Below are 24018 nucleotides of genomic sequence, written 5' to 3'. Positions count from 1 at the left end.
CTCTCCGACCCCAAGCCAAGAGGACATGGAAGATGATCGACGGACAATCCATCGATCCGGTTTCACGAGGTCTTTGGCGCGCGCCGGTTTGGTCTCGCCGTGCCACAGTTGGACCTTCCATGGAACAGCCCATGGATGTCTCTGGGGAACGGCATCTTTCCGGAAAGTCCTACGCTTTCACACGCGGCTCTCTGACGCGTATGGCATTCGTTTGGCCCTCAACGCTTGCACGCGCAGCATCGTCGAGCGCGTCAACGTCTATTGCAGACTGGCCTTCAGATAGGCACTCGCCATTCTCGCGTTCCACGGTCGAGGTCGGTGGAATGATAATGCTGTCTTTCAAAAACTCGCTCATGTTTCGTTCCTTCAATAGCTGCAGGTGACAAGGTCGTTCCGCGCAATGCCCACGAAAGCGTGGCGTGCTTCCGCCACGTCACTGATAAATCCCTGCTAGACCTCGTCCTTCAGCGTCTCCTTCTGGGTAATAAGGCGGGCAGAGTGGTGTCCGGAGGTAAATGCCCAAAGCCAGCTCAGCGCGACCGCCATGCGGCTCCGTGTTCCGATCAAAAAGTAGATGTGGGCAAAGCCCCAGATCCACCAGGCGATGGAGCCCTTGAGCCGAAGCCTGCCGAAATCGATCACCGCGGAGCTTGGCCCTATGGTGGCAAGATTACCAAGATGCCTGTACTTGAAGGGAAGCGGCGCTGAGCGCTGCTTAAGGCGGGCCTTGATCACCTGGGCGACGTATTTTCCCTGCTGCTTTGCGGCAGGAGCGATACCAGGAACCGGCATTCCCTCGCCGGTCTTAACGCTCGCGGTATCGCCGACAACGAAGATCTCCGGGTGTTCTGAGATCGTGAGGTCGGGCTGCACGATAGCCCGCCCTGCTCGATCTGTCTCCGCCCCGACCCATACGGCGGCCTTGGATGCCTGCACGCCCGCCGCCCATATGACCGTACGGCTCGGGACGAACTCGTCCCCGATCGATATACCTTCCTCGGTGCAGTCGGTTACCGGCCGTCCCGTGCGAACCTCGACGCCCATCGACGCAAGGGATCGCTCGGCGTATTGCGATAACGCCTCGTGGAAAACAGGCAGAACACGCGGTCCTGCCTCTACAAGAAGAATACGAGCCAAAGTCGTATCGATGTTTCTGAATTCCTCGACAAGCGTCCTTTGAGCCAGTTCGGCGATGATCCCGGCCATCTCGACGCCTGTCGGTCCGGCGCCGATTATCGAGAAGGTCAGCATTGCGGCCCGCGCTTGGGGATCGGTTTCCAGCTCCGCCTTTTCGAACGCCAGGAGAAGACGACGGCGGATGGTGGTGGCGTCTTCCAACGCCTTCAGTCCGGGCGCGAAAGGCTCCCATTCATCCCGGCCGAAATACGCGTGACGGGCCCCTGTTGCGAGAACAAGGGTATCGTAGGGAATGGCATGACCGCCCTTGAGCGAGACAAGCCGCTTCTCGACATCGACGCCCACGACCTCGCCAAGAAGCGTTGTGACATCTTTCCTTCCACGGAAGACCGCGCGAATGGGCCAGGCAATCTCGGAGGTTGCCAGGACGGTCGTTGCGACCTGATAGAGCAGCGGCTGGAACAGGTGATGATTGCGTCTGTCGACGATCGTGATCGAAAGGTTTGGACATTTGAGATCCTTGGCCAATTGGAGGCCGGCGAAACCGCCTCCCACGATGACAACTCGATGCTCCATTTCGTCCTCCCGCGAGCCTTTGGAAAAAAACCCGCCTCGGATCGAAGCGCGTCCTTCGGTGTTGCACGATCGCAAGCTCAGTCGCTGATGCGACTGCTCACAATGATGGAAGGGGGGCTTACCAGCAACGGAAGCAGCGGTTCGAGAACACGCTTGACGTTCGCAGATTCTCCGTGACGCGCGGCTGCCTCCTCGTTTGCCCAACCATCGAGAATGAAGAACGTATTCGGCTCGTCGGAGCGCTGGTAGAGATTGTAGTAAAGGCAGCCCTCTTCCTCGCGGGCAGGGCCGACAAACTCCTGGAGCAGTGTGTTGACACGGTCCCGGTTACGCGTCGATGTTTTAAACTCAACGATGAGATGCTGTTCGTCGGACTTGCTCGATGGCATGTGGGAAGCTCCTATTGAAGACGATGACGGGCTTGATCACGCGGCCAGCTTCGGCATCGGCGATGGCCTCGTTGATTTTCTCGAACGGGTACTTTGTGATCAGCTTCTGGAACGGAAACAGGCCGGCCTGGTTTAGTTCGACCAGTTGGGGGATGAAGAGCTGCGGGATCTGATCCCCGAGGATGGCACCCTGAATTTTCCGGTTGAAGACCATGAGGTCCAGCGGGATTGGAATATCCTTGCCGAGCGCGTCGAGCCCGAGGAGGACGACATGACCCCCTGCCCGCGTGCATTTGATCGTGTTCAGGATGACGGGAATGATACCCACGGCGTCGATCGCAAAATCGGCACCGCCGCCCGTCAAGGCGTGGATCTGCTCCACGACGTCTGGGTCCCTGCCGTTGATAGCGTGGGTCGCGCCCAACGTCTCAGCCATGGCCAAACGCTGCTCGTTCAGGTCGATGATGATGATCTTGCTGCACCGCCGGACCTTGGCGGCCATCACCGCAGCCATGCCGACCGCTCCCGCGCCGAACACGGCAATGGTTTGACCGATCTCCGGCTTCATGGCGTTGATGACGGTACCTGCTCCCGTTGCCATGCCGCAACCGAGCGGGGCCGCATTCGTCAGGTCGAAATCCTTGGGAAGCTGCGCGGCGTTGTTTTCAGTCGCCAGGATGTGGGTCGCGAAGGATGACTGGCCGACAAAGTTGCTGCCGATGCCGACTTCATCACACAGCAAGGCCTTCTTGCCGTTCGGACGAAGCCCCGTCAGATTGTACTGGGTGTAGTTCTGGCAGTTCATCGGGTGAGAGCGCCGGCAATCGCCGCAGAAGCCACATGAACTCTGGCTGAGCGCAACGTGGTCGCCCACCCTTAAACCTTGGACGTCCGCCCCGATGGCCTCGACGATACCAACACCTTCATGTCCTGGTATGACCGGGGCGGGAGGCCCAAATATCCCATCACGGAGCAACAGGTCGGTATGGCAGATCCCCGTGGCGACCGTCCGCACGAGAATTTCATTGCCTTCTGGATCCGCCAGCTCAAGTTCACGAAACTCAAGCGGAGCTTTCGGTTTTGCGGCCACGGCCGCCGTTATCTTCACCATTCTTATCTCCTGCATTCTCCCGCGTTGACACCGGGAATGACCTGTTTGGCAGATCCTTGCGGCTAGACGCGACCGACGCGTGCTCCGTAAATGATCGCAGCAAGCGCGATGATCCCGCCCTGGACGATCAGCTTGCCGGGCTCCTGGATGCCGAACACCGTCAACATCGCGAAGAGGAAACTGAAGGCGACGACCGCCACGAAAGGCCCCGCGACGCCACCGCGGTCGACGCCGAACGTCACCCCACCGAGAATCGTCGCGGCGAGAGCGTTCATGAAGGTGTCGAAGCCGGGCTTGATCGTGCCAACGGCCAGAGCCGACACCTGAACCAGGGCGGCGATGCCTGTCAGCGTGCCCGCAAGCGTATGGGAGACAAAAATCGTGCGGGCCAGAGGTATGCCTGTTATCTCCGCCGCCCTCGGATTGTCGCCGACAGCGCGGAAGTAGCGCCCGAGGATCAAGAAGCGGAACGCTAATGCGACGAGAACGGAAATCCCGATCCAGACGATCACGGAGTAAGACAGGCCGTAGATGTTCCCGCTCGTCAGGACGCGAAGCCAGCTTGGTGTCGAACCCGGTGCACGGCCCGAACTCATGAATTGGATGATCCCGATGAGGATCGCCGATACGCTCAGCGTCGCGATGACCGCGGAGGCGCGGACATAGGCCACGAGGGCGCCGTTGATCAGACCGACGGCAAGGCCGATGACGATCGGCATCAGGACCGTGACGAAGGGCGGGTAACTGTTGAGGAGCCCGGAGCTGGCGAGATAGATCGAAAAAGCAAACACGCCACTGACCGAGAGATCAATAGAACGCACCCGCATGACAAGAGATTGCGCCAGCACCGCGATCCCAAGCGGCGCTGACTGTTTCAGGATCACGAACCAATAGTTTGGATTGATCAGCGTCGCGCTTACAGCGGGGGCCACAGCGATCAGGATTGCGAGCACGTAATATGCCGGGGGCAAACCGAGCACCCAGGAAAGTATGCGCCTGGCGGTGAGAGTGCGCGATGGCGTCTCAATTTTCGCATCCGTTGTGGTCATCGAGAGGTCCATCTCTTTCAAAGTCCGATCGTTTTGCGACGCTGTGAGACGACGAGTGCTAGCAGCAGAAGGCCCTTCACGACCGACTGGAGGAATGCCGAGACGTTAGCGAGGTTCATCACGTTGTTGACGATGCCGAGGATAGCCGCGCCGGCTACAGTGCCGAGGATGCTGCCGATACCGCCAGCCAGGTGAACACCCCCGAGCGCTGCTGCGGTAACGGATTCAATTCCGAATGTGGCGCCCCCCTTGGGATCGCCCGAGGCAAGGCGACCTGCGAGGAACATCCCGGCAGCGCAAGCAAATAGCGCCGACAGGATGTAGGCCTTGATGACTGTGCGCTCGACCGGGACGCCATTCATGCGGGCATTGAAGTCGTTACCACCCGAAGCGAACAGGTAAAGGCCAAACGGCCTGCGATAAAGCAACCAGGCAGCAACGAACGTGGCGACGATCAGCCAGAGCAGCGAGTTTGGCACGGGCCCAACGGAACCCGCGACTGACGCCGAAAGCCATTCGGGCACCTTCCCGCCGGGGATAGGAAGAATGATAAGCGCCAATCCCTGGCCGATACCCATGGTTGCCAGGGTCATGATGATCGGATGGACGTTGAGCCTGGCTACGCCGTAGCCATTCGACAATCCGAATGCGATCGCAACCGCAATGCAAAGCATGACACGGACAACCTCGGGCATGTCGAGTGTCATGATCGTAGTCGTCACGCTGATGATCGAACCAACGGAAACGTCTAGGCCGCCCGTCAGGATCACAAAGGTCTGGCCGAGCGCAGAAATGACAAGAACAGTGGATTGGGCCAGCAGGTTCGACAGATTCTCCGGCGCCAGAAATTGTGGAAGCAGGATAACCGAGGCGACCACCAGCACGAATAGCGTCCCGATCGACAGCCGGATCGCACCCGCCCTATAGGGTGCCTTCAGGAACTTTGCGACGGTATTCATGTATCCTCCTCAATGAACAGCGGCGCGCGGATCGTGCGCGGAGTTCGAACCGAGTGCGGTTCCCAGGATGGTTTCCTCTGTGGCATCAAGCGCGGGCATCTGTCCGACGATCTTTTTGTCGTGAACGACCAGGATGTTGTCACAGAGCCCGATCAGTTCGGGGTGCTCGCGTGACGAGACGATCACTGCACCGCCACGATCGGCAAAATCGCGAAGCAGCTTATAGATTTCCGCTTTAGCGCCGACATCGACGCCACGTGTCGGCTCCTCGATGACAAGGATATCAACCCCCGAAAGCAGCCAGCGGCCAAGAAGGACCTTTTGCTGGTTTCCGCCCGAAAGTTTGCCGACGGGCGAGGCTGGGTCGGCAGCCGCAACACGGAGCGACTTTATGACATCGTGAACCCTGGAGATGGAACGCCATGCAACGCTCGCCATGTTCCGGTTCAACTGCTTGCCAAGTGCGATGTTATCGTAGATCGGAAGCCGAAGAAATAAGCCTTCCTGCTTGCGGTCTTCAGGAATGAAACCAATGCCGGCTGAGATCGCACTCGAAAAGCCGGAGGATACGTTCACACCGATCATGCTATCGTCGCGGCGACGCCGGACGGTCACAACTGCGGCGGTTTCGACCCCGACGACCGCACGCATGATTTCGCGCTGCCCCTGGCCTTCCAGCCCGGCCAGTCCGATGATCTCGCCCGTGCGTACGGAAAAACCGACTGGCGGGCCATGGTCATTGAGACGAAGCCCTGCCACGTCGAGCATCGGCGACCCAATGGTCTGCGCCCTCGGCGGAAAGAAATTCTGAAGCTCGCGTCCAACCATGTTTGCCACAAGCGTTTGGAGATTGAAGTCTTCTGCCCTGGCTGTCTTTACCCAAGCCCCATCCTTCATGACGGTGATGGTGTCGCACAGTTCGAACACCTCGTTCATCCGATGCGAGATGTAGACGACAGCCTTCCCTTGCGCCTTCAGATCGCGGATGACCTTGAAGAGATGAGCGACGTCCGTCGAGTTTAGTGCCGCGGTCGGTTCATCGAAAATGAAGACATCGGCATTGGATGTCAGACCTTTGGCGATTTCCACTGCCTGCTGCTGGGCAACCGTCAGCGTTTCCACAATCGCCGTGGCGTCCAGTTGAGGGAAAACGTCGACAAGCAGCTTGCGGGATCGCTCGACGACCTCGGCGGTGTCTATCGACCCATCGGCACGCCGCGGTTCGTGTCCAAGAAACATGTTTTCGGCGACCGTGAGATTGGGGATGAGGGTGAACTCCTGAAACACTGTCGACACCCCGGCGAGACGCGCTTCCTTGGGGGAACGGAAGGTCACCTCCTCTCCTCGCAGACGGATGCGTCCAGCGGTCTGTTGATAGACGCCGGCCAGAATTCGCATCAGCGTGGATTTTCCCGCCCCGTTCTCGCCCATCAATGCGTGGACGGAGCCGCGTTCAAGCGAAAATTGAACATTCGACAGGACTTTGGCCGCACCAAAGGACTTGTTTATGCCGACCATCTCGACAAGCATACTCATGAACACTTCCATCTGCGAGGGTGAAGAGGGCGCGCTTGTCCGCGCCCTCCATGCGTCAGGCCTTGAAGTACTCGAGGAGCTTCTCATTCGGCATTTCTGTCGGAGCCCAGTAAGCGTCCGTGAGATCGGAGCGGTAAAACTGTGCAAGATTGTCGTCGACGATCGGCTTGGGCCGGTTGGTCCAGTTGCGCTGGATCGGCTTGCCTTCGAGAAGCGCGAAGGCCGCACGCAGGGCTGCCGTCGAAAGAGCCGGAGGGCAAATGGGCCCAATCGAAGAGAGCTTTTCGTCATTCCAACGACGCATCCAACCGTTGAGCGCTTCTCCCGTGATCGGTGGAATGGTGGAAGCCCCGGCTTCCTGCAGCGCGTCCAAGACCCCGAGCGACATGTTCGCGCCGTCAGTCCAGACCCCGGCGACATCCGGATCAGACAGATAGAGGCTTTCGGCTATCTTCTTTGAGTCCTCGTAGGACCAGCTGCCGTGCTGGGTTGAGGTGATTTGGAGACCGGACTTGCTGAAGACTTCGATCGCCCCGGCGTAACGATCAGCATCGATCGGATGTCCGGCGACGCCACGCAGCACCCACACTTTTCCCTTGTTGCCGAGCTTATCGACCAGGAACTGCGCCATCACCCGGCCAAAGTAGAAGTCGTCGCCTTGGACCTGCACCGTGAATTCGTCGGTGTCGACGCGACCGAGATAGACGACCGTCGGAATGCCGGCAGCCTTCGCCTTCCTGATGCCTTCCACGGCCGAGCCTGTCGTAAGCGGCGCAATGATGATTGCATCTACCTTTTGTGCGATCAGATCCTCGATGTCGGCGACCTGTTTTGAGGCGTTGAGGTCGGCGCTTCGGAATTGATAGTCGCCGACACGGGCCTTGTTCCTGCTGATTTCGTATTCGGCCTCGAATGCGGTTTGATAGGTGTGCGTCGAACCGGCCAGGCCATAGTGGCTGTGACCAATCTTCCAGGGACCTGACTTGGCAAACTTACCAGCGTCGACGACGGGGTTTTCCCCTTCGGACGGCCAAGTGTCGGGCAGCAGGGTGATCGTATCCTCTGCCCGCAGGATGCCCGGTATTCCGAACGCGCCAGCTGCAATCAAGGCACTGCCCGTCTGTAGGAATGTACGTCTTTTCATCGAAACTCTCCTCCTCTTGCCACCCAACGTGGTCATTTTGTCTGCGATCTGGAGCGCCGCTATCCTCCAGACATCGCTGAATTCTCCCCACAAACGGCAGATCGCATCATTATGAATAAGCAGACAATCTGTCAATAAACTATATTGAATTTCAGCTTTTTGACGTGTCTTCTGTGTTATCATACTGATTTTTTTATTCTTTTATTGCTGCTTGGTTCGATATAGCAATAAGACAAAGCAGCCGCCCGTCACCTCACCCACGAGCACGCCAACAGGAACCAGAGGAGACCGCGCCTCGCCGGCGAGGTTCATAAAAAGGAAGTTGGGAGCCATAATCGCTACCATCACCCGGAAAGCGAGGCCGCGAGGCAGGAAATGCGGGCACCACCGTCAGCCGGCGCGTTCGATGAACGCCACTTCTGAATCAGTCAATCTGTCAAGCGAATTCCAGTTTTAAGACAGCCAACAATTCGGACCAAGATCTAGATCGGCCGAATGCCCTGAGGAAGCAATTGATATTACATTGATTTTGTTCTTTACATGTCCGTGTAGCGCGCTGGGATGGCCTCAGCGAGCATTTTGGTTCACTGAAGATAATTGACTGATTGTCTGCGAACGCCTACAAGTGTCACCTACCGGCCGAGGGCGCACTGATGGAGTCATTTTATGAAAGAAGCATACGCTGCAATTTCGCGCGAAAAGGCAAAGCCTCTTGTTCTGGAGTGCATCGGTATCGATCAACCTCGCCCCGACGAAATCCTCGTCCGGATCGTGGCGAGCGGTGTCTGCCACACCGACATGGTTGTTCGCGACCAAGGATATGACGTACCGCAGCCCGTGGTTCTCGGCCATGAAGGCTCCGGCGTCGTGGAAGTGGTCGGGGCCGATGTAAAAGAGCTTTCGCCCGGCGACCACGTGGCTCTAAGCTACGCATATTGCGGGAAATGCGAGAAGTGCCGGGGAGGCACGCCTTATTATTGTGAAGACTTTTTTGGCAGAAATTTCCGTGGCACCCGGCCGGATGGCAGTTGCCCGCTACATGATTCACACGGTACCCAGATCAGCGGGTGCTTCTTCGAGCAGTCTTCTTTCGCCACCTATGCCATCGCCAGCGAGCGCAATGCGGTCAAGGTTTCCAAAGATGTTCCCCTCGAACTCATGGGACCGCTGGGCTGCGGGCTGCAAACTGGCGCCGGAGCGGTTCTCAACTGCCTCAAGCCCCAACCGGGATCTTCCATTGCAGTGTTCGGCGCGGGTGCGGTCGGCATGGCAGCCGTCATGGCGGCGAAGATTGCCGGATGCTCGACCATTATCGTGATCGACCTTAACGATGAACGTCTCGAACTGGCGATTGAACTGGGTGCAACCCACATCATAAACGCCCGCAATAGGGATAGCGTCAAGGCGATCAGGGAAATCATTCCCGAAGGCGCAGACTTCAGTCTCGAATGCACGAGCTCGCCGAAGGTGTTTCGCCAGGCGGTCGATTGCCTCGGCACCCCAGGAACCTGTGGACTGGTCGGATCGTCCGCGCTCGGAACGGAAGGGATCGTCGATATCGGCAACTTTCTGTTCGGCCGTACGCTCGTCGGTGTGGTCGAAGGCCAGAGCATTCCCTCCAAATTCATACCCGAGCTCATCGAATACTGGCAGCAGGGACGGTTCCCGTTCGACAAGCTCGTCCAGTTCTACGATCTCAACCAGATCAACGAGGCAATGGCCGATTCCGAGAGCGGCAAGGTCATCAAGCCAATACTGCGCATGAAGCACTAAGCTCTCGTCACGAACATTGTCCAGAAGTCAGCCTCCCAAGGCAACGTCCGGCGGGGCCGTGGTCGTCACGGTCTCGCCCGGACACTCTGGAACGCAGGTGTGAGGCGCAACCCCGTTTCATCATTGCAACGCGACCAGGTCGCGGTAACGGTAGTGGGCTCTTCCAGGTCAAAATATTAGTCTGCGACGGCGCAATTTCTCGGCGATCCGTGACCCCCTCATCAAGGCCTTGCGGCAGTTGACGACCGCACGTCATTCAACTGATGCTGCCCTTGGGCCATAAGAGCACTCGGGCCGGCAGGCCGAGCGTCCCCCGACACGTGCGCCTTGCGTCGACGTGCCACTAGCAAAATGCCAGACAATCGGCGATGATCTTGCCAGCGAGTGGCCGGTGGCGCGCTTTCTCCGTCCCGTCGAAAAATACCAACGAAACTTTCGAGATGGGTCATCAGGCGTTCGGCCAACGGAAGCCTTAAGCAGACAGACCCACGACAAAGGCGAGTCTCGCCCCTGCCTCTCTCCGCACGTTCCGACGTTCCATTGCCGTTCTGCCCTCGACGTTCGCCTGGGCAGCGTGATCGGCCGGGTCCTGCTCGCGGTCGGCCGCCTCGTTTTGAAGGCTGTCGGCGCGGTCTTGACCAAGACTCTCCCCGCCTTCTGCAGAATGTGTCATCGGGCTTCCGTGACGAGCTCAAACCTTGCTGGTGGCGAGCCTTAAGACCCACCACCAGCCGTTGGACTATGACTGTATGCCGCCCATGCAGACGTATTTCATGGAAAGGAAGTCATCCATGCCGTATTTCGAGCCCTCGCGGCCGAACCCCGACTGCTTGACGCCGCCGAACGGTGCAACCTCCGTGGAGATCAGGCCCGTGTTGACGCCGACCATCCCGTACTCCAGGGCCTCCGTAACCTTCCAGACGTTTCGAAGGTCGTTGGCGTAGAAGTAGGCGGCGAGACCGAACTCTGTGTCGTTGGCCAGTTCAATGACCTCTTCCGTCGTTTTGAACCTGAAGACAGGAGCGAGCGGCGCAAAGGTCTCCTCTCGTGCGACCTTCATTTCCTTCGTGGCTTCCGAGAGAAGCGTCGGCTGGACGAAGGTGCCACCACGCTCGTCCCTTGCGCCGCCCACAACGATCTTCGCACCCTTACCGACCGCGTCATCGATGTGACTATAGAGCTTCGCCACCGCATCGTCGTTGATCAGCGGACCGATGGTGGCTCCATCCTCGAACCCGTCAAGGACCTTGAGCGCGGAAACCCGCGCCGCGAGTTTCTCTATGAAGCGGTCGTAGACCCCGCTCTGGACGTAGAGACGGTTGGCGCAAACGCAGGTCTGGCCGGCATTGCGGAACTTGGACAGCATCGCTCCTTCCACGGCCTCGTCGAGGTCGGCATCGTCGAAGACGATGAAGGGAGCGTTGCCGCCGAGTTCGAGGCTGAGCTTCATGATCTTTTGTGCGCCCTGCGCCATCAGGATGCGGCCGACCTCGGTAGACCCTGTGAAGGTCAGCTTCTTGACGACGGGGTTCGAGCAGACTTCTTCACCGAACATCCGGGCGTTGTCTGTCGGCAGGACGCTGAACAGGCCGCCGGGTATTCCCGCGCGCTCAGCGAGTATGGCAAGAGCAAGGGCCGACAATGGGGTTTCGGCGGCCGGCTTGAAGATGATGGCGCAGCCGGATGCCAGCGCCGGGGCGATCTTGCGGCAGACCATGGCGGAAGGAAAGTTCCAGGGCGCGATGGCCGCCACCACGCCGACGGGCTGTTTGATGACTATCAGGCGCTTGTCGGCCTGATGCCCCGGAATGGTGTCGCCGTAAACGCGCTTGGCTTCTTCCCCGAACCATTCAATGTAGGAAGCGCCGTAGGCGACCTCTCCGCGTGCCTCGGCTAGAGGCTTGCCCATCTCGGACGTCAGGATGATCGCGAGGTCCTCGGTGTTGGCCGTGACGAGGTCGAAGAACTTCCGCATGACGCCGGCACGTTCCTTGCCCGATCGTGCGGCCCACTTTTTCTGGGCGAGTTTGGCGACGTCGATGGCTTCGCGGACGTCCTGGAGTCCTGCGCTCGGGAGGCTCGCAATCACGTCCCCGGTCGAGGGATTGTGGACCTGGATCGTCTTGCCGCTCGCGCCCTCTTTTCGCCAGTCGCCTCCTACCAGCATTTCCTCGCGTACCAGGGAGGGGTCTTTCAGGCGATCCAGTAGAGCGGTGGAGATAGCCATTGGTATTCCTTTCGATGCAACGTTCAAATCTGATTACGGATGTGTGGTGAGCGGGCGTAGATCGCGACCATGGGGACGATCAGCAGCCCTACGACGGCCTGTTGTGCCGGGAAACTGAGCCCCAGGCCGACGAGAAGCGAGGTCAGGACAGTAAGGACGAGGACGCCGAGGACCGTCGCTCCATACCCGCCGGCACCGCCTAGAAGAGACGTTCCGCCGATAACGACCGCCGCCACGGTGGTGAACAGATAGGGATCACCGACCCCGACAAAACCGCCGCCGGAGAAACCGAGGAGCAGCATTCCGGTGAGTGCCGACATCGCCCCGCTGACGCTGTGAATCACTGTCCAGATCTTGAATTCCGAGATTCCGAGGCGGGCGGCGGCCGTGCGGCTCCCGCCAACAGCATAGAGGCTCCGGCCAAACCAGGTGTTGTGCATTATCCAGCCCAGAGCGACGGCGATGAAAGCCCATATGACGATAACCGGTGGAAACGGCAGACCGAAGAACCTGCCATTGAACGCCGAAAGGTTGCGAAGCCATCCGGGGACGGGCGCAAAGACGGTACCGCCGAACTGCGATCCGAGCGAGGTGTAGATCTGGACCGCCCCGACGGCGGCAAAACCAAGACCGAGCGACATGATCAGCGCCTGACCCTGCAGCCGGAAGCTGAGGGCGCCGTTGCAAGCCCCGACCAAAATGCCAAGGAGAAGCACGACGATCATGGCGACGGGGGCGGGAAGACCCGCCACCATGAGGCTTGGAAGCAGGATATTGGCGCCACCGATGATGTATGGGATGGAAAGATCCAGCGCTCCAACGAGCGCGCAGAGCGTCTGCCCAACAGACGCCAGCCCAAGGAAGGCGGCGAGAAGGAGGATCGATCGCGCGTTCTGCGGCGACACGAAGCCCGGCACGAGCAGGGCTCCAAGAATGAGCAGACACGCAAGGAGACAGAAGCCGATCGAAATACTCTTGTGCTTGCGCAAAGGGCTGGCGCCACGGGTCGCGCCGATTTCTGTGTTCAAGACAGTGGAGATCATTTCCTTACTCCTCACGCGACAGTGCGGCGGCTGATGACGAAGACGTTCACGAGAAGTGACCCAACGAGGATCAGGCCAAAGGCCATTTGCGTGACGAAGCCGGAAACCGTCCCGAAGTTGAAAGTGGACAGAAGATACGAGATGAGGAACATGTTGATCGCGCCGAGCGTCGAGCCGAGCGCACCGCCGCGGCCCCCGGAGAGACTAGCTCCGCCAAGGACCAGCGCCGTCACCGCTTGCAGCGTGTAGGTGCTGCCCTGGGTCGGGTCGCCGGATGAGATCAGCGCGGTGTAGCTCAATGCGGCCAGCCCGGCAAAAACGCCGCCGACCGTATGGGCGATGATGCGCACGACGTCGACCTGCACACCGCTGGTATAGGCCATCCGCTCGTCAGCGCCTGTCATCCGCAGGTTGCGGTAAAACATCGTGCCCCTCAGGACGCCCCAGATTGCGAAAGCGCCGAGCAGAAGCAACAGGACAGGCGAAAATATGCTCGTTCCCGCGCCCCAGCTTAGCATCCAGTCTGGAGCGACACCGCCGGGACGCGACATGACCATCAGGTTGACGCCCGACAGAACGAGGAAACCGGAGAGCGTGACGATGATGGGCGCGACGCGCACATAGATGATCACAAGTGCTTGCACCAGCTGGAACGCTGCTCCCAATCCCACCGCCCAGGCAATGATGGCCAACGGGTGCGTGATGCCGTTGCCGACCAGCCACGTAATGAGCGTGACGTTGACGAAGCCCATGAGCGGGCCCACGGAAAGGTCCACCGCTCCGCGGCCCGCCATGACGATCGGTGTTATCGCGAGCGTGGTCAGGATCAGCGGCGTTGCAACCAGAATGGCTCCGGCCAGACCATTGTTCGTGAACAGACCCTGGCCCCGGAAGGCGACAGCGCAAAGGAGGACGAGGAAAAGCCCGGCCGGAACGAACAACGAGCGGTCCTGCGTGACTTGACGGAAAGCGGTTACGGACATCATGCGGTCCTTTCCAGATCGAAATCAACGGAAGCGTCCCGGGCTTTCCCGAACATAGCGGCGAGGATTGGTGCCTCGGCGATTTCCTCGCCGGTCAGGGATCGAAACAACGTTCCCCCGAAGAACACGTCGACGCGATCGGCAAACCCGATGAACTCCTCGATCTCACTCGAGACGTAGATGACACTGCCGCCTTTTTCAGCGAACAGACGTAACTCCCGGTAGAGGTCACGCTTAGTGCCGAGATCGACACCGCGCGCGGGGTCATTCAGGAGGATGACTTGGGGATCGTTTGCGAAGGCGCGCCCGATAAGCACCTTCTGCTGGTTGCCGCCCGACAGTGAGGTGATCCTGTTCGACGGGCTGCCGATCTTGATGCGCAGACGATCCACTTCGCGCTTAAACATGGATTTCAGCGCGGGCTTGCGGATCACGCCCAGGGGTCCGAGCGTCTTCCTGTAGACACCGATGGCGAGGTTTTCGAAGATGCTTTGTTGCGGGAAGATACCCTCGCGCTTGCGATCCCCGGAGACGTAGGAAACACCGAGCTTCGCCGCATCGTCGAGCGATTGCAGCGCGATCATCTTGTCCGTATCAACCGAGCGGACCTTCACCTCGCCACCGAACGGCTGGATGATGCCGGCCAAGACGCGGATAAAAGCGTCCTGCCCCTGCCCATCAAGCCCGGCTACGCCGACGATGCTCCCCTTGGGAAGGTCGAAATCGAATAGGCGCGCCGACCTGTGCGCGGCGAGACCCGTCGCGGTTAGTATGAGAGGGGCCGATAGCGCCTTCTTTCGGGAGGCGTATTCTGTCGCATCGCTGGCGCGCCGATCTGCCGGCGTCATCATGGACAGCAGGTTTTCCTCGGTAATCTCATCCTTTCCGAGCGTACCGACAGTTATCCCATCACGCAGGATCGTCGCACGGTCGGCGATACGCACGAGTTCCGCGATCCGGTGGGTTACGATGAGGATCGTCGCGCCCTCGGCACGAAGGCGGTCGATTTCCGCGTGGAGCCGGAGGGTCGAGTCGAGGTCGAGCGCGGCCGAAGATTCGTCGAGGATCAGCACCTGCGGCCTGCGAAGAATAGCCCGTGCGATGACGATCCACTGTTTGATGCTGAGCGGCAGGCTGCCTGCCAGTTGATCGAGGTCTACGGATTTTCCAACGAGCCGCGCCAGGATTTCAGCTGCTTCGCTCCGCCGATCGCCGGTCGACTGCGAACGAAAGACACCGTCACGACCGACATAGAGGTTCTCGAATACGCTAGCCTCGTCAGCAACCAGGACTTCTTGGAAGATGGTGGTCAGGCCAACCCGCTTGGCGTCGACGGGCGAGGCAACCTTTTCACCCAGGATCGTGACCTTGCCTGCGTCCGGGTGCAAAACGCCCGACATGATCTTGGCCATCGTGCTCTTGCCGCTGCCGTTTTCGCCAACGATGGCGTGCACCTCCCCGGCGCGGGCCTCGAAGTCGCACTTCTTGAGTGCCTTCGTCTCCCCGAACGCCTTGGCGACATCTACCATTCTGACTGTTATCTCGCTGCCCATCGCAGACCTCCCACCCGCAACGTCCGCCAAGGCGGCTTTTACGATCTTCCAACGGTCGCCCGGCAGTTAAGCCACCGGGCGGATCCGGCTTACTTGGCTACCGGCTTCCAGGGATCGGCAGGACGCTCGAAGTACTGGTCGGCAATCGCACTTGGGAACCATCCGTCCGCCTTCGGTTCGACGAAATCCGTCGAGTTCACATCGCAATCCTCGGGGATCGAAGCGCGAACGTCATCGATGGTGAACGGCAGGACAGGGCGCAGGAAGGACTGTACCTTCGGCCCCTGCCCTTCGAGCGTGCGAAGCATGATCTCCCACATCTGCTGCATCTCGCGGCGCGGCGGCCAGATATGGAAGCCAGCATCGACCCATTCTGGATTCTGGCGCCAGTAACATGCCGCCGAAGCCTCGCCGCCCAGCGTAATGGGCACCATGTCACGACCCGACTGGAGCATGGCATTCAACACGCCGTTCTCCTGCGCGCCCTGTGTCAGAATACCGTCAATCTGAATGGGGTTCGTCGCCAGAAATTTCTGCACCTCGACCTGTGCTACCTGGTCGGTCCACTTGCCAGCCACTTCGCCGACAATCTTGATGTCGGGATACTTTGCCAGCGCTTCTTTGGCGGCCTTGTCGAAGCTGTCGGATGAGGCGAAGCCAGGGATGCCCGACACGAGAAGCACGTTGCCTTTCTTGCCGATCTTGTCTGCGAGCCAGGTCGCCATCTCGCCGCCGCCCTGCGCGTGATTGGCAGCGCCGTTGATCGCGTAAGGCGACGTCACGTATCCCGAAAACGAGAAAACAGGAACGCCTGCCTTATAGGCGTACTCGATCGTCTGGTTGAGGGCGGTGACGTTCGAGCAGCAGATGATGATGGCATCGACCCCATCATCAACCATCTGGCGCATCTGCTGAATCTGGACGGCGTCCTTGAGGTCGGACTGAGTGACCACGACTTCAGATACAAGCCCCGCTTCCTTGGAGCGCGGCAAGAGGTCATTCATGACGGCATCGAGGGCGGCTGCGCGCCACGTGTTGCCGGCATAGCTACTGGCGTAGCCGATCTTCCACGGCGGTCCTTTCTTTGGCTTGAAGTCCTTATAGGCGCTCGCTCCGAGCGGAACCTGCGGGTCGACGACCTCGTAGATTTTCTTCTCGTTGGGGGGGAGCTGGTCGACGCCGTCAGCCCAAGCAGTGGTCGTCAGGGCGCTGACCGCGATCAGCGCCCCCATGGTTCCGGTTAAACTCCGTCTCATTGGATGCTCCTCCCAAGAGATTGTTTCAGGCGACCTTCGCCCTGGTTGCGGATGCCTGCTGGATTTCCTCGAGGATCGGCAGCAGGTATTTTCTGAACTCGGTGTAGTCTTCAGTGACCGGGAAATGTCCGAGCTTCTCCATCGTCCAGAACTTGCTGCCCTTGACGAGATCGGCGGCGATCTTGGTGTCGGCCGGGGAGGTATTCGGATCGTATTCGCCCGTCAGGAAGTACAGCATGCACTTCGACGTATCGATCTTGCTCGCCTCTTCGGGCGAGACATTGTGGTCATAGTAGTAATAATAGAGGTCACCTGCGAAGACGCCCGGACCGCCGCAGCTATATTCCCATTGGATTTCGCGGACATTGGCTTCTGGTGAGTAGGGCGAGATATTGAGCATCATGGCCGCGCCGATGGAGGTGCGGTTCACGTTTGGGTTGTCGAATTCTTTCCGAATGCCTGCCATGCCGACATCGACATATTCGGCAGCCGAGCGCAGTGCGCCTTCGACGGAGATAGTAGCGCGGAAGTTGTCGGGGTAATTCGATGCCAGATCGATAGCAAGATGTCCGCCCATCGAGCTACCCATATAAACGGGGCGGTCCAGACCAAGGGCCTTAGAGAGTTCCAGTTGGAAATCCATCATGAACTTCTTGGTCATGTTGTACTCTTTCTCCCACCAGCGAACGCCGTGGGGAGGAAGAGACTTCCCGTGATAGGGCAAGTCGAACGCGATGACGCGGAAGTTCTTGGTCACGTCTTCGTCGCAGAGCGTGTGCCGGTACTGGCGGCCGTCGGAGCCCGCCGTGTGACCGACAAGCAAGGGAATGCCCTCTCCGGCTTCCTCGTAATAGACGCGATATTCGATGCCTTCGATCGTCAGGTAGACGTAACGGCCCGTGATTGGATCATGCCTAGTCATGCTGCTACTCCTTCCGGGCGGGCTTCGCGCATCAGGTTCGTCATGCGATTGAGCGCAGGGAGATACGCGAAGGTTTCGTTATTGTTGCTAAGGTACAGACCGTGTTTGATGTTTGACGACTGTAGGCACTGATAAAACGGCCGCGGCTTCTTCTGGAGAAGCGCATCCCACTGTTCACCCGTGCCCCGGATGACGATCTTGCACATCTCGTCGTCGTAGGCGGCTTCTTCGACCTTCACCATCTTGCCGTCTTCGAAGTGGAGTGCGACGCTGCGGGTCGGAAAATCGCATTTGATAATGCCGTTGAGATAACGGGTTTCGCGCTTGAACTCGAAGTCCTCCAGCGCCAGTTTTTTGAACTTCTCGAGATCGATGGCCAAGTTCGGCTCCTCCCTAGTTAAAACGGCGCGGCCGATCCACGCCCTTCAAAATTTTCCGCCACGCCCAGCGGCGGCGACTTCAGATGCCCATTTCGTTGAAGACCTCCTGGGCGTTTCGGAAGCTGTCGATGCCCGCCGGTACGCCGGCGTAGATCGCGACCTGCAGGAAAATCTCCTGGATTTCCTCCTTGGTAAGGCCGTTGTTGATCGCGCCGCGCACGTGGCCCTTGAGCTCATGCGGACGATTGAGAACAGAGATCATGCCAAGGTTCAGAATGGACCGCGCGCGCCTGTCGAGGCCTGGTCGATTCCAGATCTCGTTCCAGCAATACTCAGTGACGAGCTGCTGCATAGGCCAGGTGAAGTCGGTCGCCTTACCGAGTGCTGCGTCGACATAGGCATCGCCCATGACTTCACGACGCGTCGCCAGCCCTTGAGCGAACTGTTCCGAAGGGACAGGCCGCTCCTTGCCGTGTGTTTTCACTTTCGTTTCTTTCGTGGCGGTCATTCGACAACGCTCCTAGCTTTACTGTCTACGACAAGATCAACTGATTATCAGACAATCTGTCTGTTTCGCCCGAATTCGCGAGTTTCCGAGGCTAATTGTGATCTTCGACGTATCGGATGATGCGGGTGTGGTCCTCGGATGGGCCTAGCGCCTTCTGTGCAGCATCCCAGGCGTCTGCCGTGCTGGCGAGAGCATCGAGGCGAAGACCAAGCGTCTTGGCGAGATCGGCGGCGATGCGGATATCCTTGGCCATCAGGCCAATGGCAAATCCCGACCCGAACGTCTCAGAGAGGATGAACTGCTTCATCTTCACTTCGGTGGCGTTGTTCTTTCCAGACGACGAGTTGAGAATATCGACGATCGTCGCCGGCTCCAGGCCGAAGGCACGTCCAAGAAGGACACCCTCGATCGCCGCCAGCACACCTGCACCGGATACGAAGTTGTTAATCGCTTTCATCGCGTGACCCGAGCCAACTGGCCCCGTCCGGAACACCTGTTGTCCCACTGCCTTCAGCAGCGGCTCGGCCTCCTCGATATCAGCATCCTCCCCACCGGCCATAATTGTCAAGGTGCCAGAAACGGCGCGCTTGACGCCTCCGGAAACCGGGGCGTCAACCAGCCGAAGGCCACGAGAAGCAAGTTCGAGACCGAGTTCCCTTGTGTCGTTTGGAGCAGACGAACTCATGTCTATGACGACGGCATTCTGCTTCAGGCCGCCACAGGCGTTTTCGCCCAGCAGCGCCTCGCGCACGATCTTGCCGTTCGGAAGCATGGTGATCACGAAACTGGCCCCGACCATGGCGTCAGAAATCGTTTCGGCGGCTCGCCCGCCCGCATCAGCGAGCTTTGTCTTGGCGTCTTTCGAGAGGTCGAAACCGACGACATCGAAGCCCGCCGAAATGAGATGTTGAGCCATAGGTTGGCCCATCGCGCCCAGCCCTATAAAGGCCACGCGCGTTGCGTTGAGTGTCGATGACATTTTTTCCTCCGGACGCGTGCGAGCAATGAAACCCGCCTTCCTTCAGAGAGGATTAAAAAGATTATCAGACAATCTGTCAATCGAAATTTTAAGTTTCTAGCGCTGCGTTCTTCCGGAGGTATTCAAGTGCGACCTTGGCAGCCTGGTCGATATGGAATTTGCAGGCCGCCGCCGCCAACGGCCCGTTGCGATTCTGGATTGCGTTCGCAATATCCTTGATTTCGGCAATGCTGTGCGCAAGGCGTCCCGGTTGCGTCATGGTTGTCATTCGAAGGAGATTGATCCGATTGTGCAGAGCTGTCAGCATTTGCCTTACGAACACGTTTTTGCTGCCGTCCATCAAACAGTTGTAAAATGCGTTTTTCGCATCTATGAGGCGCGCACCGACGCCACTTTCGGCGGCGGCTTCGAATTCGACCACCGCGGCTAGAAGTGTCGCTATGTCGGCGGCAGTGCCATGCTCAGCGAACTGCTGGCCCGCGAATCCTTCAAGAAGAGCCCGAACGGTATAGAGTTGCTGCGCTTCCTCGTAGGTGATCGTACTGACGACCGGTCCCTTATGGGGATAGCTTGTGATAATGCCTTCAGCTTCGAGCTGTCGCATGGCCTCGCGAACCGAGGTCCTGCCGACGCCCAGCATTTCGCAAAGTTCTCGCTCTACCAGTCGCTGGCCGGGCTTAAATCGCCCACTGGCTATCGCCTGACGTAGAGTCTCCTCAACTTTTACGCGCAACGTCGCACTTTGTCTGGATATCTGTAGGTCTGTCTGCATCGCCCGCCAACACCTGTAATCGGCTCACGCCGCGCTAAATCATTCTCTACATATGGAGGCATTCGCTCTTAATATCAATCCAGATTGTCTGAGAGCTGCCAGTCTCGGTTGATCTCTTCGCGACAGCTTTGCCTGCTCGTCGTGTCTGACAGCCATAGACTTGCGGGCTCTTAAGTCGCGGATAGCGCCGCCCGGAGCGCGATCTGACACGGTCCTACAGCTATGGCCTTGAAGTTGTCAGCGCATAGACTGGTGAGAAGGACAGAAGACGGCGCATATCGCGCTCGGTGGCCGCTCCCCTCGCAATCGCAAAAACTTCAAAAAATCTCGAGGCATGGCTAAGAGAAGGTTGGGCATCACGCATATTGCTGTCTCAGCGTTTCAAAGAACGCCGGACGATCTTGCTGCCCGTCAGAGGTTCGATCAGCCTCGCGCCCGCATTTCAGCCGAGGCAGCGTCTTCAAGCCATACGTTTTCCAGCCATTGCTTGAACGCGTTGACCTTTTCTGATCTGAGCCGCGAGCGGACATATGTGAGCGTGTGGCAACGAAGGTTGGGGCCTGTCATCCCGAACGGAAGGACGAGGTTACCTCTTTCCACATCCCGTTCAAGAAGCCGGTAGCTCTCCAGGCACACGCCGCGTCCTTCGACAGCGGTCGCGATCGCCATAAACGCATCGCGAAATCGAGCGCCGCGATTGACGTCAATCGCCAAGCCGTGGTCCTTCGCCCATTGTTGCCAGCTGTAAAGCGTCTGCTCCGACTTGATTAAGGTGTGGCCCACCAGATCCGATGGCTTGCGTATGGGCCGCTCGCCATTCGCCACCTCGGGAGAGCAGGCTACGACGATTGTCTCAAGGGGGAACTCCTCCGCCGCGATAGAGCCCAGTCGAGGAGCGCTGCCGTAGCAGATATCGACATCGACCGAGCCATCGGACAACTTTGCAGGATCCGATGTCGACAGAAGCCTGATTTCGATCGAGGGATACAATTCTTCGAACCGAGGCAATCTTGGCATAAGCCATAGCGAAGCCAGACTTGAAGCACAGCCGACGCTCAGGACGTCGACGCTGTTGCGCCGGCACACCTCATCGGTCGCCTGCTCAATCATTGAAAGCGCTTCTGAAAGATCACGGTGGTATCGCTCGCCAATCTCGGTGAGCGACACGTTCCTTCCAATGCGGTGAAAGAGTTTTTCCCCAAGGTCGTCTTCCATCAGCCTGATTTGGTGGCTGATCGCCGACGGAGTAAGCTGCAGCTGGGCAGCAGCCTCGAGAAATGAACCCTTTCTGCCGGCTGCGACGAACGACTGTATTGCACGAATGGATGGAAGTGACGTCATCACGTTCTCGATCCATAGACATCTGATCTAAGAGCACAGCGGGTCATAGCAATGCTACCTTGCGCGCGGCACGGTGGCCAAACTCGGACCGAATACTCTCACCTGCAGCAATCCGCTTGATGTCTCCGAGAACTTGCGAGAAGTCTGCGAGGCTCGAGGTGCCAAAGCCCATATAGACCTGCTTGAACAGCTGATAGAGGGTCTCATAACGTCCGCGCGTGCTCGGATCAGGCTCAAACTTTCTGTAGCCCACGCACATGGCTGCCTGAGCGCTCTCGATTGATCCATGATCTTTGGATGCAAGAGCGGCGAATATTCCCGAACCGAGACCGGTCGGAATACCGTCGGGGACCAATATGGGCTTGCCTATAACATTGGCGTAGATCTGGTTGAGGATGTCGTTCCTTTGCGGGATACCTCCCCCATTAATGACGCGGTTCACTGGAACGCCGTGCTGCTCCATCCGCTCCAGGACAACCCGTGTGTGGAAAGCCGTACCTTCAATCGCGGCATACAGTTCGTCCTGCGCTGTATGGCCGAGATGCCAGCCAAGCGTCATTCCACCAAGGTCGGAGCGGACGAGAACCGTCCGGTCCCCGTTGTCCCAGGGGAGACGCATCAGACCGGTCTTTCCGCCTTCGATGCTTTCCAGGCCTTCAGCGAGCCTGGACACCGTCGTGCCGGCACGTCGTGCTATTGCATCGAACAGGTCGCCTGTCGCAGACAGGCCTGCCTCAACTCCCACAAGGTCTGGATGTGCACTCCCTGGGACGACGCCGCAAACACCGGGGATTAGCTTCACACGTTCACTAACGGCAATGATACAGGTCGACGTCCCGATCACATTGACGACGTCCCCCAGACGGCAGCCAGCGCCAATTGCATCCCAATGGGCATCAAACGCACCCGTGGGAACTGGTATCCCGGGGGTCAGGCCGAGTCGTTCGCCCCAGTATGTGCTGAGCCCACCTGCGATCGAAGCAGAGGTCTGATATGTTCCGCCAATCTTCTCGCGCACGCCGTCGAAAAGCGGATCGACGCGGGACAAGAAAGCCTGCGAGGGCAAGCCACCCCATTTCGGGTTCCACATCCACTTGTGTCCCATGGCGCAGACGCTGCGCACCATGCGAGCCGTGTCGGTCACTCCGGTGAGTACCGCGGCCGCCATGTCGCAATGTTCCACGGCGGTCCCAAAGCGCTCGCGCTGGTCGGGATTGTGGCGCATCCAGTGGAGAAGCTTGGCAAAGCCCCACTCGTGGGAATAGGTTCCGCCGCACCATTCAATTGCTTCAATGTGCATGTCGTGCGCCATCGCCGTTATCTCTTCGGCTTCCGCTTTGGCGCGGTGATCACACCAGAGGTAGTAGTCCCCCAAAGGCTGCATATTTTTGTCGACAGGCAACACCGAGGACCCCGTCGTGTCGACCGCAATCGCACGGATCTCCTTGGAATCTACGCCGCATTCGTCGATCACTCGATGCATCGCCAGCACAAGCGCTTCCATATGATCTACGTGGGACTGCGTTGCCAGGTCGGGATCGGAACGACGCCGCTCGAGAGGATATTCCGCGACGCAGGTTCCAAGGGAACCCTTCTTGGAATCAGCCAGCGTTACCCGCACGCTCAAAGTTCCGAAATCAACTCCTGCTACAATCGACATGATAATCCTACTTGGAACTGTCTGGCTGGCCGTAGGTCGCCGACTGGCCGTGCTTGCGTTGATAGTGGAGGTCCAGCAAAGCGTCGGAAATTTCTGGATCGTCCTGGTTCAGTTGCCGGGCGTGGAAGGCAATCTTGGCGACAGCCTCGAGCATCTCCGCGTTATGAACGGCGTCGGCTGCGTCCTTGCCCCAGCAGAAGGGACCGTGATCGTTAACCAGGGCTGCGGGGACGGAGAGCGGCGCATTATTTCCGAGTGCCTCGACGATGACCTTGCCCGTGTTGCGGACGTAACCGTCTATGATTTCGTCGTCGCGCAGCTTGCGAGTAACGGGGATCGTTCCGTTGAAATAGTCGGCATGGGTTGTTCCCATGGCAGGGATACCCCGGCCGGATTGGGCCCACACCGTCGCGAAGAACGAGTGCGTGTGGACCACGGCACCGATAGACTTGAAGCTTTTGTAGAGTTCCAGGTGCGTATCGAGATCAGACGACGGTCGCAGCGTGCCCTCTAGGATATTGCCATCGAGGTCGGTTACAACGATATCTGCGACCAGCATTGCCTTATAGGAAAAGCCACTCGGTTTGATGGCGACAACACGCTTCTCGCGGTCGATAGCGCTGACGTTACCGAACGTCGAGATGACAAGGCCGCTATCGTAGAGCGCGGCATTTGCATCAAGAACGGACTTGCGGAGCTCGGAATATTTCATCATCGTCT

General features: G+C 58.8%; 22 protein-coding genes. 1 reads left to right on the top strand and 21 read right to left on the bottom strand.

The features are described 5' to 3' along the window. Nucleotides 1–169: 169 nt before the first annotated feature. The 8 genes from B5E41_RS20640 to B5E41_RS20605 form a co-directional block, all read right to left on the bottom strand. Entirely contained in the window at nt 170–355 is a 186-nt protein-coding gene (locus tag B5E41_RS20640; protein WP_013984708.1) for a hypothetical protein, read from the bottom strand. Nucleotides 356–450: 95 nt separating this feature from the next. After that, nucleotides 451–1713, bottom strand: coding sequence for an NAD(P)/FAD-dependent oxidoreductase (locus B5E41_RS20635; RefSeq protein WP_040140070.1), 1263 nt, complete (start codon nt 1711–1713; stop codon nt 451–453). 77 nt (nt 1714–1790) lie between these two features. After that, complete coding sequence (locus B5E41_RS20630; protein WP_013984706.1) at nt 1791–2102, bottom strand: putative quinol monooxygenase; 312 nt, start codon at nt 2100–2102, stop codon at nt 1791–1793. After that, nucleotides 2062–3213 carry an NAD(P)-dependent alcohol dehydrogenase gene (locus B5E41_RS20625; RefSeq protein WP_088395852.1) on the bottom strand — a complete coding sequence of 384 codons (1152 nt, stop codon included), beginning with the start codon at nt 3211–3213 and terminating at the stop codon, nt 2062–2064. Before B5E41_RS20625 ends, B5E41_RS20630 begins: the two co-directional genes overlap by 41 nt. A gap of 62 nt (nt 3214–3275) precedes the next feature. Further along, on the bottom strand, nt 3276–4274 hold the full coding sequence (locus B5E41_RS20620; RefSeq protein ID WP_013984704.1) for an ABC transporter permease: 999 nt from the start codon (nt 4272–4274) through the stop codon (nt 3276–3278). A gap of 5 nt (nt 4275–4279) precedes the next feature. Further along, entirely contained in the window at nt 4280–5221 is a 942-nt protein-coding gene (locus tag B5E41_RS20615) for an ABC transporter permease (protein ID WP_013984703.1), read from the bottom strand. 9 nt (nt 5222–5230) lie between these two features. Further along, nucleotides 5231–6757, bottom strand: a complete 1527-nt coding sequence (locus B5E41_RS20610) for a sugar ABC transporter ATP-binding protein (protein WP_170961474.1) — start codon at nt 6755–6757, stop codon at nt 5231–5233. A 55-nt stretch (nt 6758–6812) separates the two neighbouring features. Then, the gene (locus B5E41_RS20605) at nt 6813–7901 is read right to left on the bottom strand and encodes a substrate-binding domain-containing protein (RefSeq protein WP_013984701.1); all 1089 of its coding nucleotides are present in this window, start codon (nt 7899–7901) and stop codon (nt 6813–6815) included. Between the two features lie 666 nt (nt 7902–8567). Between B5E41_RS20605 and B5E41_RS20600 the strand changes: the two genes are divergently transcribed. Next, complete coding sequence (locus tag B5E41_RS20600) at nt 8568–9674, top strand: NAD(P)-dependent alcohol dehydrogenase (protein ID WP_040140064.1); 1107 nt, start codon at nt 8568–8570, stop codon at nt 9672–9674. Between the two features lie 739 nt (nt 9675–10413). On the opposite strand, the gene B5E41_RS20590 is transcribed toward B5E41_RS20600, so the two are convergent. From B5E41_RS20590 to araD, 13 genes are all read right to left on the bottom strand, one after another. Further along, nucleotides 10414–11901: an NAD-dependent succinate-semialdehyde dehydrogenase gene (locus B5E41_RS20590; RefSeq protein WP_013984698.1), complete on the bottom strand. Its 1488-nt coding sequence runs from the start codon at nt 11899–11901 to the stop codon at nt 10414–10416. Nucleotides 11902–11924: 23 nt separating this feature from the next. Beyond that, on the bottom strand, nt 11925–12944 hold the full coding sequence (locus tag B5E41_RS20585) for an ABC transporter permease (protein WP_013984697.1): 1020 nt from the start codon (nt 12942–12944) through the stop codon (nt 11925–11927). An 11-nt stretch (nt 12945–12955) separates the two neighbouring features. Continuing rightward, the gene (locus B5E41_RS20580) at nt 12956–13930 is read right to left on the bottom strand and encodes an ABC transporter permease (RefSeq protein ID WP_050577727.1); all 975 of its coding nucleotides are present in this window, start codon (nt 13928–13930) and stop codon (nt 12956–12958) included. After that, on the bottom strand, nt 13927–15480 hold the full coding sequence (locus B5E41_RS20575) for a sugar ABC transporter ATP-binding protein (protein ID WP_088395851.1): 1554 nt from the start codon (nt 15478–15480) through the stop codon (nt 13927–13929). Before B5E41_RS20575 ends, B5E41_RS20580 begins: the two co-directional genes overlap by 4 nt. An 89-nt stretch (nt 15481–15569) precedes the next feature. Further along, nucleotides 15570–16736 carry an ABC transporter substrate-binding protein gene (locus tag B5E41_RS20570; protein WP_064843736.1) on the bottom strand — a complete coding sequence of 389 codons (1167 nt, stop codon included), beginning with the start codon at nt 16734–16736 and terminating at the stop codon, nt 15570–15572. Nucleotides 16737–16761: 25 nt separating this feature from the next. Further along, complete coding sequence (locus B5E41_RS20565) at nt 16762–17658, bottom strand: alpha/beta fold hydrolase (RefSeq protein ID WP_064843734.1); 897 nt, start codon at nt 17656–17658, stop codon at nt 16762–16764. Continuing rightward, nucleotides 17655–18038, bottom strand: a complete 384-nt coding sequence (locus B5E41_RS20560; protein WP_088395850.1) for a hypothetical protein — start codon at nt 18036–18038, stop codon at nt 17655–17657. The genes B5E41_RS20565 and B5E41_RS20560 overlap by 4 nt, the downstream gene beginning before the upstream one ends. Before the next feature lie 79 nt (nt 18039–18117). Beyond that, entirely contained in the window at nt 18118–18546 is a 429-nt protein-coding gene (locus tag B5E41_RS20555) for a carboxymuconolactone decarboxylase family protein (RefSeq protein WP_176439447.1), read from the bottom strand. 91 nt (nt 18547–18637) lie between these two features. Continuing rightward, complete coding sequence (locus B5E41_RS20550) at nt 18638–19525, bottom strand: NAD(P)-dependent oxidoreductase (protein ID WP_064843728.1); 888 nt, start codon at nt 19523–19525, stop codon at nt 18638–18640. An 88-nt stretch (nt 19526–19613) separates the two neighbouring features. Beyond that, nucleotides 19614–20297, bottom strand: coding sequence for a GntR family transcriptional regulator (locus B5E41_RS20545; RefSeq protein WP_040140051.1), 684 nt, complete (start codon nt 20295–20297; stop codon nt 19614–19616). 423 nt (nt 20298–20720) lie between these two features. Beyond that, nucleotides 20721–21638 (bottom strand): LysR substrate-binding domain-containing protein, encoded by a 918-nt coding sequence (locus tag B5E41_RS20540; protein WP_040140048.1) that lies wholly within the window; start codon nt 21636–21638, stop codon nt 20721–20723. Nucleotides 21639–21681: 43 nt separating this feature from the next. Then, entirely contained in the window at nt 21682–23298 is a 1617-nt protein-coding gene (locus B5E41_RS20535; protein WP_040140046.1) for a ribulokinase, read from the bottom strand. Between the two features lie 7 nt (nt 23299–23305). Then, nucleotides 23306–24013: an L-ribulose-5-phosphate 4-epimerase AraD gene (araD, locus tag B5E41_RS20530; RefSeq protein WP_342588084.1), complete on the bottom strand. Its 708-nt coding sequence runs from the start codon at nt 24011–24013 to the stop codon at nt 23306–23308. Between the last annotated feature and the right edge of the window lie 5 nt (nt 24014–24018).

This window comes from Rhizobium esperanzae, from assembly GCF_002204185.1.
In the GTDB taxonomy this organism is placed as follows: domain Bacteria; phylum Pseudomonadota; class Alphaproteobacteria; order Rhizobiales; family Rhizobiaceae; genus Rhizobium; species Rhizobium esperanzae.
The sequence above is the reverse complement of the archived record's forward strand: the minus strand, read 5'-3'. Positions and strand labels throughout refer to the sequence as shown.

Bases quoted from the DNA above. Each gene is read 5' to 3' on its own strand.
- B5E41_RS20545 (WP_040140051.1), bottom strand. From the start codon at position 20,297: ATGCAGACAGACCTACAGATATCCAGACAAAGTGCGACGTTGCGCGTA.
- B5E41_RS20600 (WP_040140064.1), top strand. From the start codon at position 8,568: ATGAAAGAAGCATACGCTGCAATTTCGCGCGAAAAGGCAAAGCCTCTT.
- B5E41_RS20615 (WP_013984703.1), bottom strand. From the start codon at position 5,221: ATGAATACCGTCGCAAAGTTCCTGAAGGCACCCTATAGGGCGGGTGCG.
- B5E41_RS20575 (WP_088395851.1), bottom strand. From the start codon at position 15,480: ATGGGCAGCGAGATAACAGTCAGAATGGTAGATGTCGCCAAGGCGTTC.
- B5E41_RS20555 (WP_176439447.1), bottom strand. From the start codon at position 18,546: ATGACCGCCACGAAAGAAACGAAAGTGAAAACACACGGCAAGGAGCGG.
- B5E41_RS20580 (WP_050577727.1), bottom strand. From the start codon at position 13,930: ATGATGTCCGTAACCGCTTTCCGTCAAGTCACGCAGGACCGCTCGTTG.
- B5E41_RS20610 (WP_170961474.1), bottom strand. From the start codon at position 6,757: ATGAGTATGCTTGTCGAGATGGTCGGCATAAACAAGTCCTTTGGTGCG.
- B5E41_RS20590 (WP_013984698.1), bottom strand. From the start codon at position 11,901: ATGGCTATCTCCACCGCTCTACTGGATCGCCTGAAAGACCCCTCCCTG.
- B5E41_RS20570 (WP_064843736.1), bottom strand. From the start codon at position 16,736: ATGAGACGGAGTTTAACCGGAACCATGGGGGCGCTGATCGCGGTCAGC.
- B5E41_RS20635 (WP_040140070.1), bottom strand. From the start codon at position 1,713: ATGGAGCATCGAGTTGTCATCGTGGGAGGCGGTTTCGCCGGCCTCCAA.
- B5E41_RS20630 (WP_013984706.1), bottom strand. From the start codon at position 2,102: ATGCCATCGAGCAAGTCCGACGAACAGCATCTCATCGTTGAGTTTAAA.
- B5E41_RS20620 (WP_013984704.1), bottom strand. From the start codon at position 4,274: ATGGACCTCTCGATGACCACAACGGATGCGAAAATTGAGACGCCATCG.
- B5E41_RS20550 (WP_064843728.1), bottom strand. From the start codon at position 19,525: ATGTCATCGACACTCAACGCAACGCGCGTGGCCTTTATAGGGCTGGGC.
- B5E41_RS20535 (WP_040140046.1), bottom strand. From the start codon at position 23,298: ATGTCGATTGTAGCAGGAGTTGATTTCGGAACTTTGAGCGTGCGGGTA.
- B5E41_RS20540 (WP_040140048.1), bottom strand. From the start codon at position 21,638: ATGACGTCACTTCCATCCATTCGTGCAATACAGTCGTTCGTCGCAGCC.
- araD (WP_342588084.1), bottom strand. From the start codon at position 24,013: ATGATGAAATATTCCGAGCTCCGCAAGTCCGTTCTTGATGCAAATGCC.
- B5E41_RS20565 (WP_064843734.1), bottom strand. From the start codon at position 17,658: ATGACTAGGCATGATCCAATCACGGGCCGTTACGTCTACCTGACGATC.
- B5E41_RS20640 (WP_013984708.1), bottom strand. From the start codon at position 355: ATGAGCGAGTTTTTGAAAGACAGCATTATCATTCCACCGACCTCGACC.
- B5E41_RS20625 (WP_088395852.1), bottom strand. From the start codon at position 3,213: ATGGTGAAGATAACGGCGGCCGTGGCCGCAAAACCGAAAGCTCCGCTT.
- B5E41_RS20585 (WP_013984697.1), bottom strand. From the start codon at position 12,944: ATGATCTCCACTGTCTTGAACACAGAAATCGGCGCGACCCGTGGCGCC.
- B5E41_RS20605 (WP_013984701.1), bottom strand. From the start codon at position 7,901: ATGAAAAGACGTACATTCCTACAGACGGGCAGTGCCTTGATTGCAGCT.